This is a genomic window from Kitasatospora sp. NPDC096128 (assembly GCF_040303105.1).
Taxonomy (GTDB): Bacteria; Actinomycetota; Actinomycetes; order Streptomycetales; family Streptomycetaceae; genus Kitasatospora.
Genome location: NZ_JBEOSP010000001.1, coordinates 562109 through 576418 on the forward strand (window position 1 = coordinate 562109; position 14310 = coordinate 576418).

Annotated in this window: 9 protein-coding genes; 7 read left to right on the top strand and 2 right to left on the bottom strand. The window is 72.2% G+C overall.

Translation table 11 applies throughout. The features are described from left to right. Positions 1–207: 207 nt before the first annotated feature. From ABTY61_RS02490 to ABTY61_RS02510, 5 genes are all read left to right on the top strand, one after another. Positions 208–1197 (top strand): LacI family DNA-binding transcriptional regulator, encoded by a 990-nt coding sequence (locus ABTY61_RS02490; protein WP_502895195.1) that lies wholly within the window; start codon positions 208–210, stop codon positions 1195–1197. 348 nt (positions 1198–1545) lie between these two features. After that, positions 1546–3243 carry a ribulokinase gene (locus ABTY61_RS02495; RefSeq protein WP_350503028.1) on the top strand — a complete coding sequence of 566 codons (1698 nt, stop codon included), beginning with the start codon at positions 1546–1548 and terminating at the stop codon, positions 3241–3243. Further along, positions 3240–3908: an L-ribulose-5-phosphate 4-epimerase gene (locus ABTY61_RS02500; protein ID WP_350503029.1), complete on the top strand. Its 669-nt coding sequence runs from the start codon at positions 3240–3242 to the stop codon at positions 3906–3908. The genes ABTY61_RS02495 and ABTY61_RS02500 overlap by 4 nt, the downstream gene beginning before the upstream one ends. Positions 3909–3920: 12 nt before the next feature. After that, positions 3921–5429, top strand: a complete 1509-nt coding sequence (gene araA / locus ABTY61_RS02505; protein WP_350503030.1) for an L-arabinose isomerase — start codon at positions 3921–3923, stop codon at positions 5427–5429. A gap of 89 nt (positions 5430–5518) precedes the next feature. After that, the gene (locus ABTY61_RS02510) at positions 5519–6607 is read left to right on the top strand and encodes an aldose epimerase family protein (RefSeq protein WP_350503031.1); all 1089 of its coding nucleotides are present in this window, start codon (positions 5519–5521) and stop codon (positions 6605–6607) included. A 94-nt stretch (positions 6608–6701) separates the two neighbouring features. Here ABTY61_RS02510 and ABTY61_RS02515 read toward each other — a convergent pair whose 3' ends face one another. Next, a complete protein-coding gene (locus ABTY61_RS02515) occupies positions 6702–8819 on the bottom strand; it encodes a beta-galactosidase (protein WP_350503032.1) in 2118 nt (705 codons plus the stop codon). Between the two features lie 88 nt (positions 8820–8907). Next, positions 8908–9933: a LacI family DNA-binding transcriptional regulator gene (locus tag ABTY61_RS02520; RefSeq protein ID WP_350503033.1), complete on the bottom strand. Its 1026-nt coding sequence runs from the start codon at positions 9931–9933 to the stop codon at positions 8908–8910. Between the two features lie 662 nt (positions 9934–10595). On the opposite strand from ABTY61_RS02520, the gene ABTY61_RS02525 reads away from it, so the two are divergent. Together ABTY61_RS02525 and yicI are read left to right on the top strand one after the other, a co-directional pair. Further along, positions 10596–11996: a GH1 family beta-glucosidase gene (locus tag ABTY61_RS02525; RefSeq protein ID WP_350503034.1), complete on the top strand. Its 1401-nt coding sequence runs from the start codon at positions 10596–10598 to the stop codon at positions 11994–11996. Continuing rightward, positions 11993–14275 carry an alpha-xylosidase gene (gene yicI, locus ABTY61_RS02530; RefSeq protein WP_350503035.1) on the top strand — a complete coding sequence of 761 codons (2283 nt, stop codon included), beginning with the start codon at positions 11993–11995 and terminating at the stop codon, positions 14273–14275. The genes ABTY61_RS02525 and yicI overlap by 4 nt, the downstream gene beginning before the upstream one ends. Positions 14276–14310 lie beyond the last annotated feature (35 nt).

A 14310-nucleotide genomic window follows, 5' to 3' on the forward strand; every position in this document is an offset into this window, starting at 1 on the left:
GGCAACCACCCCCGCGGATGAGGCGTGAGCGTTAACTTGGCGGTATTGGCACATGTCAGCGCCCTGAGGGACTGGTATGAAGAGAAACCACGGTTGAACCGAGGGTGACGGATTGGCCTGGACCTGGTCGCGTACTGTGGTCCACAGCCTAGGAGGGGACGACGAGTGGGAACCGACAGCACCGGGGCGGATCAGCGCCAGCCCGTGATGGCGGACGTGGCGAAACTGGCGGGTGTCTCCCACCAGACGGTGTCCCGGGTGCTCAACGGGGCCCCGCACGTACGGCCCGACACCCGGGACCGGGTGCTGGCCGCGATACGGGAGCTGGACTACCGGCCCAACTCCGCCGCCCGGGCCCTGGTCACCCGTCGGTCGCAGACCCTCGGGGTGGTCAGCTTCGACTCGACCCTCTACGGCCCCGCCTCGATGCTGGACGGCATCGAGCGGGCCGCGCGCAGCGCCGGGTACTTCGTGAGCGTGACCAGTCTGCGCTCGCTGGACGGCCGTTCGGTCCAGGAGGCCGTCGACCGGCTGCGTGACCAGGGGGTGGAGGGCGTCGTGGTGATAGCGCCGCAGACCTCCGCGGTCAGTGCGGTGTCCCGGCTCTCCAGCTCGGTGCCGCTGGTCGCGGTCGGTTCGGGCGACCAGACCCGGGTGCCCATGGTCTCGGTGGGCAATCGCTACGGTGCGGGAGAGGCGACCGGATACCTGCTGGACCTGGGCCACCGCACCGTGCACCACCTGGCGGGGCCGGCCAACTGGCTGGAGAGCCAGGACCGGGAGGAGGGTTGGCGCCTCACGCTGCAGGCGGCCGGGGCCCCCGTGCCGGAGGTGGAGCGGGGCGACTGGAGCGCCCGCTCGGGCTACCAGGCGGGGCTTCGGATCGCCCGGCTGCCCGACGTCACCGCGGTCTTCTGCGCCAACGACCACATGGCTCTCGGCCTGCTGCGGGCCTTCCACGAGGCCGGTCGGCACGTCCCGCAGGAGATCAGTGTGATCGGCTTCGACGACATTCCGGAGGCCGCCTACTTCACCCCGCCGCTGACCACGGTGCGGCAGGACTTCGGCGAGCTCGGCAGGCGGGCCTTGGAGCTGCTCGTCGGAGAGCTGGAGGGTGCCGTGTCCCCGCCGGCCCAGGTGCAGGTCTCCCCGGAACTGGTGCTGCGGCGCAGCGTGGGGCCGTCCGCCCGTCGTTGAGCCCGGTAGCCGGTAGCCGGTAGCCGGTAGCCGGTAGCCGCGTGCACCAGGCGGGTACCGGCCGGCCAGTGCCTGTCCGGCTCTTCGGCTCCACCCTGTCCACTCCCTTGACATGCAGTTTGTTAGCGCTAACAATCTCCGTGAGCGTTAACAACAGCTCCTTCCACTCCGTCGGCCGGGCCGCTGCATCCCGCTTCCGTGAGCCCGGCCGACGGCTTCGCGTTCCGCTGCCTCCCGAGGGTGGGGCAGCGGAATGAAGACTGTCGTCGGTGCGGCCCGCCCTGCCCCGGTCGAGGACCGCACCGGCGACAGTTCACAACCCAGGCTTCCCGTACGAAGGATGACCACGTGACAGTGACCCCTGCCGCCCACGACTCCGACCAGTACGTCGTCGGCGTCGACTTCGGCACCCTGTCCGGCCGCGCGGTGGTGGTCCGGGTCCGGGACGGCGAGGAGATGGGCACCGCCGTCCACGACTACCCGCACGCCGTCATCGAGCACGAACTGCCCGGCACCGGCCGCCCGCTTCCTCCCGACTGGGCGCTGCAGCACCCGGCGGACTGGCGCGAGGTGCTGCGCATCGCCGTCCCGGCCGCGCTCGCCGACGCCGGCGTCGACCCCGCCCGGGTCGTCGGCATCGCGACCGACTTCACCGCCTGCACCGTCCTTCCGGCGCTCGCCGACGGCACCCCGCTGGCCGAGACGCCCCAGTGGGCCGCCCGCCCGCACGCCTGGCCCAAGCTCTGGAAGCACCACGCCGCGCAGCCCCAGGCCGACCGCATCAACGAGCTGGCCCACGCCCGCGGCGAGAAGTGGATCTCCCGCTACGGTGGCCGGATCTCCGCCGAGTGGCAGTACGCCAAGGCGCTGCAGGTGCTGGAGGAGGACCCGGCCGTCTACGGCGCCTGCGAGCGCTGGATCGAGGCCGCCGACTGGATCGTCTGGCAGCTGACCGGCGCCGAGAGCCGCAACACCTGCACCGCCGGTTACAAGGGCATCCACCAGGACGGGAGTTACCCGACCGAGGACTACCTCGCCGCGCTCCACCCGGACTTCGCCGACTTCGCCCGCACCCGCCTGGAACACCCGTTGTCCCCGCTGGGCACCCGGGTGGGCTCGCTGACCGCCCGGGCGGCGGAGTGGACCGGACTCCCGGTCGGCACCGCAGTCGCCGCCGGCAACGTCGACGCCCACGTGGCGGCCCCGGCCGCCCGGGCCGTCGACGACGGCCAACTCCTCGCCATCATGGGCACCTCCACCTGCCACGTCGTCAACGGCGCGACCCTCGCCGATGTCCCCGGCATCTGCGGCGTGGTCCAGGACGGCATCGTCACCGGCTCCTACGGCTACGAGGCCGGCCAGAGCGCCGTCGGCGACATCTTCGCCTGGTGGCTGCGTCAGGGCGTGCCCGCCGACTACCTGGCCGAGGCGGAGGCGACCGGCGAGGACCTGCACCGGCTGCTCACCCGCAAGGCCGCCGCCCAACCCGTCGGCGGACACGGCCTGGTGGCGCTCGACTGGATGAACGGCAACCGCTCCACCCTGGTCGACCACCACCTCTCCGGAGTGATCGTCGGGCTCACCCTGGCCACCCGCCCCGAGGAGGTCTACCGGGCGCTGCTGGAGGCCACCGCCTTCGGCACCCGCGTCATCGTCGAGGCCCTGGAGCAGGGCGGCGTCCCGGTCACCGAGTTCATCGTCACCGGCGGCCTCAAGAAGAACGCCCTGCTGATGCAGATCTACGCCGACGTGCTGCGCCGCCCGGTCTCGGTCGCCGACTCGGAGCAGGGCCCGGCGCTCGGCTCGGCGATCCACGCCGCCGTCGCCGCCGGGGCCTACCCGGACGTCCGGACCGCGTCCGCCGCGATGGGCCGGGTGCAGAAGGACGCCTACCGGCCCGACCCGGCCGACGCCGACGCCTACGACCGCCTCTTCGCCGAATACCGGGCCCTGCACGACCACTTCGGCCTGGGCGCCGACAAGCTGCTGCACCGCCTGCGCGACATCCGCAACGCCGCCCTCACCACACCGAGCGAGGCCCTGTGAACGCGACCATCGACCTCATCCGCCGCCAGGTCAGCGACCTCCACGGCGAACTGGTCCGCTACAACCTGGTGGTCTGGACCGCCGGAAACGTGTCCGCCCGCGTCCCCGGCGAGGACCTGCTGGTCATCAAGCCCAGCGGCGTCTCCTACGACGACCTGTCGCCGGGGAACATGATCCTCTGCGACCTGGACGGCAAGGTCGTCGAGGGCGAGCACGCACCGTCCTCCGACACCGCCGCGCACGCCTACGTCTACCGCCACCTGCCCGAGGTCGGCGGAGTGGTGCACACCCACTCCACCTTCGCCTCTGCCTGGGCGGCGCGCGGCGAGGCCGTGCCCTGCGTCCTCACCGCGATGGCCGACGAGTTCGGCGCGGAGATCCCGGTCGGCCCGTTCGCCCTGATCGGCGACGACTCGATCGGCCGCGGCATCGTGGACACCCTCAAGGGCCACCGCTCGCCCGCCGTGCTGATGCAGAACCACGGCGTCTTCACCATCGGCAAGGACGCCAAGGCCGCCGTGAAGGCCGCCGTGATGTGCGAGGACGTGGCCCGCACCGTCCACCTCTCCCGCCAGCTCGGCGAACCCCTGCCGATCGCCCAGGCGGACATCGACAGCCTCAACCACCGCTACCAGAACGTCTACGGCCAGCCCCAGGCCCGGTAAGGAGCCCACCCCATGACCAAGCCACTCGAAGGCCGCCAGGTCTGGTTCCTGACCGGCAGCCAAGGGCTCTACGGCGAGGACACGCTGCGCCAGGTCGCGGAGCAGTCCCGGCAGATCGCCGAAGCCCTGAACCGTGAGTCGGCAGTGCCGGTCGAGGTGGTCTGGAAGCCCGTCCTGACGGACGCGGGCGCCATCCGCCGGATCTGCCTGGAGGCCAACTCCGCGGACGACTGCATCGGCCTGATCGCCTGGATGCACACCTTCTCCCCGGCGAAGATGTGGATCGCGGGGCTCGACGCCCTGCAGAAGCCGCTGCTCCACCTGCACACCCAGGCCAACGTCGACCTGCCCTGGCAGTCCATCGACATGGACTTCATGAACCTGAACCAGGCCGCCCACGGCGACCGCGAGTTCGGCTTCATCCAGTCCCGCCTCGGCGTGCCGCGCAAGACCGTCGCCGGGCACGTCACCGACCCCGCCGTCTCCGCCCGGGTCGGCTCCTGGGCCCGCGCCGCCGCCGGCCGCGCCGAGCTGCGCAGCCTCAAGCTCGCCCGCTTCGGCGACAACATGCGCGACGTCGCCGTCACCGAGGGCGACAAGGTCGAGGCCCAGCTCCGCTTCGGCGTCTCCGTCAACACCTACGGCGTCAACGACCTCGTCGCCGCCGTCGACGCCGCGGACGAGAACGACGTCACCGCCCTGGTCAAGGAGTACGAGGACAGCTACCGCCTCGCCCAGGCGCTGCGGGCCGGTGGGGAGCAGCACGAGTCGCTGCGCTACGCGGCCCGGATCGAGCTCGGTCTGCGCGGCTTCCTGGAGCAGGGCGGCTTCAAGGCCTTCACCACCAACTTCGAGGACCTCGGCGGGCTCCGCCAGCTCCCCGGCCTCGCGGTGCAGCGGCTGATGGCCGACGGCTACGGCTTCGGCGGAGAGGGCGACTGGAAGACCTCCACCCTGCTGCGCACCCTCAAGGTGACCTCCGCCGGGCTCGCCGGCGGCACCTCCTTCATGGAGGACTACACCTACCACCTGGAGTCCGGCCGTGAGCTGATCCTCGGCGCGCACATGCTGGAGGTCTGCCCGAGCATCGCCGCCGGCACCCCGTCCTGCGAGATCCACCCGCTGTCCATCGGCGGGCGCGAGGACCCGGTCCGCCTGGTCTTCGACGCCGAGCCCGGCCCGGCGGTCGTGGTCGGCCTCGCGGACCTCGGCGACCGGTTCCGGCTGGTCGCCAACGAGGTGGACGTCGTCGCGCCGCCGGAGCCGCTGCCCCACCTGCCGGTCGCCCGCGCGGTCTGGAAGCCGCGCCCGGACCTGCGCACCTCCACCGAGGCCTGGCTGACGGCCGGTGCCCCGCACCACACCGTGCTCTCCAGCGCGGTCGGCGCCGAGGAGCTGGAGGACCTCGCCGAGATGCTCGCCGTGGAGCTGCTGGTGATCGACGACGACACCACCATCCGCCGGTTCACCAAGGAACTGCGCTGGAACCAGGCCTACCACCGTCTGGCCCAGGGGTTCTGAGCCCCGTGGCCAGGCCCCTCGACGCCCGCCGCCCCGCCGGCGGGCGTCGCCCGTTTCCCCACGGGCCCCGCAAGGAACGGAGCAACCCCGTGTCGAAAGACGCACTCGTGTCCCCGGGAGAGCTGACGGTCTCCCAGGGAGTCGCCGCGACCCTGCCGGACGGGCGGTCCGTCACCCGCTGGACCATCGGCTCGCCCTCCGGCGTGCGGGCGGAGGTGCTCAGCCTGGGCGCCCGCCTCCAGGCCCTGCACGTACCGGACCGGGACGGGCGGCGGGCGAACGTCGTCCTCGGCTGCGAGCGGGTCGGTGACCTGCTCGGGGAGGGTGCGTACTTCGGCGCGACGGTCGGCCGCTACGCCAACCGGATCGCCGACGGCGTCCTGCCGCTCGACGGCACGACGCACCGGCTCACCACCCAGTCGACCGGCCACACCCTGCACGGCGGACGGGACGGCTTCGCCACCCGGCTCTGGGACGGCGTGCCGGTCCGGGAGGGCCGACGGGCCGGAGTGCGGCTGCGCCTGCACAGCCCCGACGGCGACCAGGGGTTCCCCGGAGCGCTCACCGTCGAGGTGACGTACCTGCTGGACCCGGCCGGTCGGCTGTGGATCGGCTACCGGGCGACCACGGACGCGCCGACGGTGGTCAACCTCACCAACCACACCTACTTCAACCTGGCCGGTGAGGGCAACGGCACGGTGCTCGACCACCTGCTGCGCGTCGAGGCCCGCGGCTACCTCCCGGTGGACGCCGAGCTGATCCCGATCGGGCCCGTCGCGCGCGTCCTGGGCACGCCCTTCGACCTGAGCGAGGACCGCCGGATCGGGGACCGGGTCGTCGACGGGGACCAGCAGATCCGCCGGGCCGGAGCCGGCTTCGACCACAACTGGGTGCTGGACGGGAACGGGTTCCGGCGGGTCGCCGCCCTGAGCCACCCCGCCAGCGGTCGGCGGGTCGAGTGCCTGACGACGGAACCGGGGCTGCAGGTCTACACCGGCAACCACTTCGACGGCACGCTGAGCGGCCCCTCCGGCCGCCCGTACCACGCGTACGCGGGCGTCGCGCTGGAGACCCAGCACTTCCCGGACTCGCCCCACCACCCCGAGTACCCCTCCACCGTCCTGCGCCCGGGGGAGGAGTTCCGCTCGATGACGGTGTACTGCTTCTCGGCGGAGTAGCGGAGCAGCGACCGAGCGGAGAGCGGGGGGCGGTGGGCCCGGCGGGGCCCACCGCCCCCTTCGCGTCCGGTCTGCGACTCTTCAGGCCGTGACTTCAGGCCGTGACGAAGACCCGCACGTCCCAGGCGCCGAGGGAGACCGACCCGCGGGCGGGCACCGAGGCGCCGCCCAGCACATCGGTCAGGTCCACCGGAGCCTGGGCCCGGGCGGGCTGCCAGCTCCAGTTGTGCACCACGTGGACGCGGCGTCCGTCGGGGGCCGTCCCGGTGGTCGCGGTGACGGAGGCGGGCAGGTCGCGCCAGCCGCCGGCGGGGGCGGGGGCCAGCCAGGCGGCCAGCGCCCGGGCCAGGTCGCGTCCGGGCACGGTGCCGACGGTGGTCACCCGGCCCGCGCCGTGGGCGCGGGTGGTGACGGCGGGCCAGCGGCCGAAGTGGGGGTGCTCGTAGCCGGCCAGCACGGTGGCGTCGGTGGCCGTGAGGCCCTCGACCCAGCGGGTCGCGGTGGCGCCCGTCGTCAGGTCCAGCGGGCTGCCGGGGGCGGTGCGCAGCGGGAGGTCCGCGGTCAGGTTGCTGAACTCGTCGTACCGGACGCCCGCGGCGGCCGTCAGCCGTGGCGGGGCGGTCTCGTGGCGGGCGCGGGCCTCGTGGTCGGCGTAGCCGGTGCGGGGGCCGAGTACGAGGTGGCCGCCGGCCTCGGCGTAGGCGGCGAACCAGTCGAGCAGGGAGTCCTCGGCGAGGTAGAGGCCGGGGACGACCAGCACGGGGTGACGCCGGGCGGCCTCGTCGGGTGACGGGCCCCCGCGCTCGCCCCGGGCGTCGTGCAGCCGGCGGGCGTGCAGGATGCGCACCTGGCGGCCGGCCTCGAAGGCGCCGCGGTAGAAGGGGTCGAAGATGCGGTGGTAGGAGGTCGGGTCCGGGGCGCCGTCCGGTTTCGCCAGCGGCGGGTACTTCTGCATCAGCCACTTGCTGGGCATCGAGTAGACCAACGCGATGTCGGCGTCCGGCTCGATCCCGGCGACCAACGGCCCGGCGGTCTCGAACTCGGCACCGAGCCCGGCGAGTTCGGCGTAGACCCGGCCGGGCTTGCCGCTGTGCGGCAGGATCCCGCCCCAGTACGTCTCGGCGCCGAAGTGCAGGGTGTGCCAGTGCCAGTACTCGATCATCCGGGCGCCGCGCGAGACGAGTGCCCAGGCGGCCTGGCGCCACTGGCCGTCGAAGGCCGGGTGGTTCTCCGAAGTGCCGCTGATGGCCTGGGCGTTGGTCTCGGTGACGAGGAAGGGCTCCTGGCGGGAGGAGAAGATCCGGTCGGCGCTCTGGTACAGGGCCCACACGCCGGTGCTCTTCCACCACTGCTCGTGGTCGTCGGGGGTGGGGTCGGGCAGGGTGAGGGCGTCCTGCATGTCGTAGTACGGGTTCCCTGCGGTGATGTCCAGGGCGTCGGTGATCTCGTCGTCCTCCATCGCGGGGTGGTTGTAGGCGAGGCAGGTGGTGACGAACTGGTCGGGGCGGGCGTACTCGCGGGTGATCGCGGCCTGCCAGGCGATGAACTCGGTGGTCTGGCGGGCCTGGAACGCCCGCCAGGCGACGTCGTACTGCGGCTGCTGGTTGTCGTCCGGCCGCCACAGGTCGGCCCAGGTGGAGAGCCGGTGCGACCAGTAGACCAGGCCCCACTCGCGGTTGAGGGTCTCCACGTCGCCGTAGGTGTGGCGCAGGTGGTCGACGAAGCGCTGGAAGACGCCCTCGTTGAGGGGCAGGCGCAGGCCGGGCTCGTTGTCGACCTGGAAGCCGATGACGGCCGGGTGTGCGGCGTGGCGGCCGAGGATCGCCCGGGTGACGCGTTCGGCGTGGTGGCGGAAGGCCGGGTGGGAGAAGTCGGCCTCCTGGCGGCCGCCCCAGCCCGTGGGTCGGCCGGTCGCCCGGTCGCCGGCGGTCTCGGGGTACTGGCGGGCCAGCCACGGCGGCACGGCGTAGGTGGGGGTGCCGAGGACGACGGCGATGCCGCGCTCGTGGGCGCCGTCGAGGACGGGGGTGAGCCAGTCCAGCTCGAACCGGCCGTTCTCGGGCTCCCAGGTCGACCAGACGGACTCGCCGACCCGGATGACGGTGAACTTCGCCGCCGCCATCAGGTCGAGGTCTTCCTTGAGCCGCGGGTACGGCTGGTACTCGTGGTAGTAGGCGGCGCCGAACAGGACGCGCGGGGGCAGCGGGAACACGGGTGCACCTCTGGGCGTGAGGAGGCCCCGGACAGGCCCTGGCGGCAGCCGGGACGGGTTCGGTCAGGAGGCGGTGCCGGTCGTCGAGTCAGCGGTGTGGGGCCGGGGCGGTGCTTTCGCGGATGATCAGTTCGGGTGCCATCAGGTGGAGTCGGTCCTCGGGCTCGTCGCCTGCGGCGGTGGCGGTGATCCTCGCCATGACCTGGTCGACGGCGACCTGTCCGAGGTCCTTCTTCGGGCTGGTCACGGAGGTGAGGCGGGGGGAGTGCTGTTCGGCCATCGGGTCGGGGCAGAGGGCGATGACGGAGGTGTCCTCCGGTACGGTCCGTCCGGCGGCGCGCAGCAGGCTGAGCAGGGGGCCGATCGCGGCCTCGTTCTGCACGACGAACCCGGTGGTGTCCGGGCGGTCGGCGAGGATGCGGGCGAGGGTGCCGGCGGTGCTCTCGTAGGTGCCCTCGCAGGGCCGGTGGAGGAAGCGCAGTTCCCGCTGCCGGGCGCGGGTGCGGAAGCCGTTCAGGGTGCGCTCGGCGTATCCGGCGTGCCGTTGGTAGACGGCGGTGCTGTAGCCGATGAAGGCGGTGTCGCGGTGGCCGAGGTCGGCGAGGTGGTCGGCGCACAGAGCGCCGGCGGTGGTGAAGTCGTGGTCGACGCAGGAGAGTCCGGCGGGGTCGTCGGGCAGGCCGATGAGTGCGGCCGGGATGTTCTGGGTGCGGAGGACGGGGATGCGGTCGTCGTCGAGGCGGACGTCCATGAGGATGACGCCGTCGGCGAGTCCGGTGGCGGCGACCCGGCGGACGCCTTCGGGGCCTTCGTCGTTGGTGAGCAGCAGGACGTCGTAGCCGTGTTCGCGGGCCGCGACGGTGACCGCGATGGCGATCTCCATCATCGTGGGCACGTGCACCTCGGGGTGGAGCGGCACCACCAGGGCGATGATGTGGGAGCGTTTTCCGGCGAGGGCGCGGGCTCCGGCGTTGGGGTGGTAGCCGAGGGTGGTGACGGCTTGTTCGATGCGGAGCCTGGTCTCGTCGGAGATGGGGCGTTTGCCGCTGAGGGCGTAGCTGACCGTGCTGGACGAGACGCCGGCGTGCCTGGCCACATCGGCGAGTGTCACCATGGTTGTGCTTCCTTCGTGTCGGTTCCGGTGGGAGCGGTCCCGGTCGTGCGACGGAGAGGGCCCGGGGACGGGACCGCTCCGGTCCGTGGGGCCGGTCTGGCCCGGCACGGACGGCTCAGCCCTTGATCGCGCCGGTGGGGACACCGGTACGCGGGTGCTTCTGCACGAACGGGTACACGATCACCAGTGGTACCAGGGTGAGGACCACGACCGCCATCCGGTACCCGGTCGGGCAGCAGGGCGCCGCAACGGCGGTGACGGCTGAGGGCGTTGACGTCGTCGCGCAGTCCCTGCGGCCAGGTCGCCCGGGTTGCGGATCCTGCGGTCCGACCGGATCGCACAGTGGCGCGGCTCCTCTCCGCCGAAGTGTCGAAGCGCTTGAATGTTTCGGCGAGACTAACGACGTGTCACCAGTTGAGCAAGAGGCCGAACAAAAGAAGAATCCGGTGTTTCGCAGGGCAGTTGACAGGTCCGTACGGGTCGTGTCAGCGTCGAGGCGCTTCGACTTGTGACCACCGGACCCGGCCCGCCCGAGGGGTATTCCACGCGAGCTCCGGGAACTCGCCGCCTGCCGTCCCGAGCCGACGGGCCCGGCGGACTTCGACGTGGTGACCGCACCGCCGCGACCCGTGCCCGAACTCCCAGAGACCCCGTGAGGCGACGTGAGTACCCTGGACTTCCCGGAACTGCCCCCGGGCTTCCGCTTCGGCGCGGCCACCGCCGCCTACCAGATCGAGGGCGCCCACGACGAGGACGGCCGGGGCCCGTCCATCTGGGACACCTTCAGCCACACCCCGGGCCGTACCCTCGGCGGCGCCACCGGCGACACCGCCTGCGACCACTACCACCGCTACCCCGAGGACGTCGCCCTGCTCCGCGGGCTCGGCGTCGACGGCTACCGCTTCTCGATCTCCTGGCCGCGCCTGCTGCCGAAGGGCAGCGGGCCGGTCAACGCGAAGGGCCTGGACTTCTACGACCGGCTGATCGACGAACTGCTGGCCGCCGGCATCGCACCCGCCGCCACGCTCTACCACTGGGACCTGCCGCAGGCCCTGGAGGACCGCGGTGGCTGGCGGGTCCGCGAGACGGCCGAGGCCTTCGCCGAGTACGCGAACGTCGCCGGCGACCGCTTCGGAGACCGGATCGAGCGCTGGATCACCCTGAACGAGCCGTTCTGCTCGGCCTTCGTCGGCTACGCCGAGGGCCGGCACGCGCCCGGCGCCCGGGAGGGCCGCGGGGCCCTGGCGGCCGCCCACCACCTGCTGGTCGGCCACGGACTGGCCGTCCGGGAACTGCGGGCCGCCGGTGCCCGCGAGGTCGGCATCACGCTCAACCTCGACCGCCTGCACGCCGCCTCCGACCGTCCCGAGGACCTCGCCGCCCTGCGCCGGGCAGAAGTCCTGCACAACGAGGCCTGGACCGAGCCGCTGTTCGCCGGGCGCTACCCCGGGTACGAGGCCGAGACCTGGGAAGGCCTGGCCGACGGCCCCTGGCGGCAGCCGGGAGACCTGCAACTGATCGGCGCGCCACTGGACTTCGTCGGCATCAACTTCTACCGGCCGGTCACCGTCGAGGCCGCCCCGCACCGCGCGGCCGACCCCGGACTGCGCACCGCCACGGACATCGGCGTCGCCGAGTCGAACCCGTACGGCACCCGGTTCACCACCATGGGCTGGCCCGTCGTCCCGTCCGCGTTCACCGAACTGCTCGTCGACCTGGACGCCCGCTACCCGCAGCTCCCGCCGCTCTGGATCACCGAGAACGGCTCCGCCGAGGCCGACAGCCTCACCCCCGACGGCCGCGTCCACGACACCGAACGGATCGCCTACCTGGCGGGCCACCTCGCCGCCGTCGCCGACGCCGTCGCGGCCGACGTCGACGTGCGCGGCTACTACGTCTGGTCCCTGCTGGACAACTTCGAGTGGGCGCGCGGCTACGAGCAGCGGTTCGGCCTGGTCCGCGTCGACTACGACACTCTGACCCGTACCCCGAAGGACAGCTATGACTGGTTCCGGGGTCTGATCACCGCGCATCGTGCGCGGACGGAGGAACCTGTCCGATGAAGTTCACCGACGGCTACTGGTTGATGCGCCCTGGCGTCACGGCGCGGTATGCCACCGAGGTCGCCGACGTCCGCACCGGCGAGGGCCGGATGACCCTCTACGCGCCCGTCAGACACGTGCGTGGTCGTGGTGACACGCTCAACAGCCCGCTGTTGACCGTCGAGTGCTGGTCGCCGGCCGAGGGCGTGATCGGAGTGCGTGCGACGCATCACGCCGGCTCGGTGCGGCGCGGACCGGAGTTCGCGCTGCCCGGTGCCGAGGAGGGCAGTGGGAAGGTGCGCCGGGACGGCGACGTCGTGGAGCTGTCCGCCGGTGAGTTGACGTTGCGGGTCGACGTTGCTGAGCCGTGGCGGTTGGAGTTCGTCGCGGGCGGCCGGGTGCTGACCTCGGTGGGGGAGCGGGGGACGGGTTTCGTCACCGACGCCGAGGGCCGGCACCACATGCTCGGCCAGTTGTCCCTGGGGGTGGGGGAGCTGGTGTACGGCCTGGGGGAGCGGTTCACGCCGTTCGTGCGCAACGGCCAGGTGGTGGACATGTGGCAGGCGGACGGTGGTACGAGCAGTGAGCAGGCGTACAAGAACGTCCCGTTCCATCTGACGAACCGGGGTTACGGCGTCTTCGTGAACCATCCGGGCAAGGTCGGTTACGAGGTCGGCTCGGAGTCGGTGGGCCGGGTGCAGTTCAGCGTCGAGGACCAGTCGCTGGAGTACTTCGTCGTCCACGGCCCGACCCCCAAGCAGGTCCTGGAGCGCTACACGGCGCTCACCGGCCGCCCCGCGCTGCCGCCGGCGTGGGCGCTCGGCCTGTGGCTCACCACCTCCTTCACCACGGACTACGACGAGGCCACCGTCAACCGCTTCGTCGGGGGGATGGCCGAGCGCGGCATCCCGCTCAGTGTCTTCCACTTCGACTGCTTCTGGATGCGCGGGTACCAGTGGAGCGACTTCCGCTGGGACGAGGAGACGTTCCCGGATCCGGCGGGGATGCTGGCGCGGCTCAAGGAGCAGGGCCTGCGGGTGTGCCTGTGGATCAATCCGTACATCGCGCAGAAGTCGGAGCTGTTCGCCGAGGGCATGCGCGAGGGCTACCTCGTGCGGCGGGCGGACGGCAGTGTGTGGCAGTGGGACCTGTGGCAGCCGGGGATGGCGCTGGTGGACTTCACCAACCCCGCCGCCACCGCCTGGTACCTCGGCAGGCTGCGCGCCCTGCTGGATGTGGGGGTGGACTGCTTCAAGACGGACTTCGGCGAGCGCATCCCCACCGATGTGGTGTGGCACGACGGCTCCGATCCGGAGCGGATGCACAACTACTACACCCAGCTGTACAACCGGGCGGTGTTCGGGCTGCTGCGCGAGGTGCGCGGCGAGGGGGAGGCGATGCTGTTCGCCCGCTCCGCGACCGCGGGCGGGCAGCAGTTCCCGGTGCACTGGGGCGGCGACTGCGAGTCGCACTTCAACGCGATGGCGGAGTCGCTGCGCGGGGGCCTGTCCCTGGGCCTGTCCGGCTTCGGGTTCTGGAGCCACGACATCGGCGGCTTCGAGGGCACCCCGACACCGGCGGTGTTCAAGCGCTGGACGCAGTTCGGCCTGCTCTCCTCGCACAGCCGGCTGCACGGCAGCAAGTCCTACCGGGTGCCGTGGGACTTCGGCGACGAGGCGGTGGAGGTCACGCGTGAGTTCACCCTCCTCAAGCACCGCCTGGCGCCCTACCTCCAGCGCGCGGCCCAGCAGGCCCACGCCACCGGGACCCCGGTGATGCGCGCGATGGTGCTGGAGTTCCCCGACGACCCGGCCGCGGCCACCCTCGACCGGCAGTACCTGCTCGGCGACGACCTGCTCGTCGCCCCGGTCTTCACCGAGGACGGCACCGTCGACTACTACGTACCCGAGGGCACCTGGACCAACATCCTGACCGGCGACCAGGTCACCGGCCCGCGCTGGGTGCGCGAACAGCACGACTTCCACACCCTGCCACTGCTCGCCCGCCCCGACTCCGTCATCCCGCTCGGCGCCGACGACCAGCACCCGCTCTCCCCCTGGGCCGAAAACGTCGAACTACGCGTCCACGCCTTCACCGACGGCACCGAGACCACCGTCGTGATCCCGCACTCCGACGGCCCCGGCGACAGCGCCCGCTTCCAACTGCGCCGCAGCGGCGACCGCCTCCGGGTGACCACCGACAGCCCGCACCCCTGGCAGCTGCGGATCGGCGGCCCGGACGGCGTCCTGCACGTCCACCCGGCCGGCACCCGGGAAGCCGAACTGCCCTACCCGGCCTGACAACCGGCCACCCCACACCCACCCCACAGCCGGAA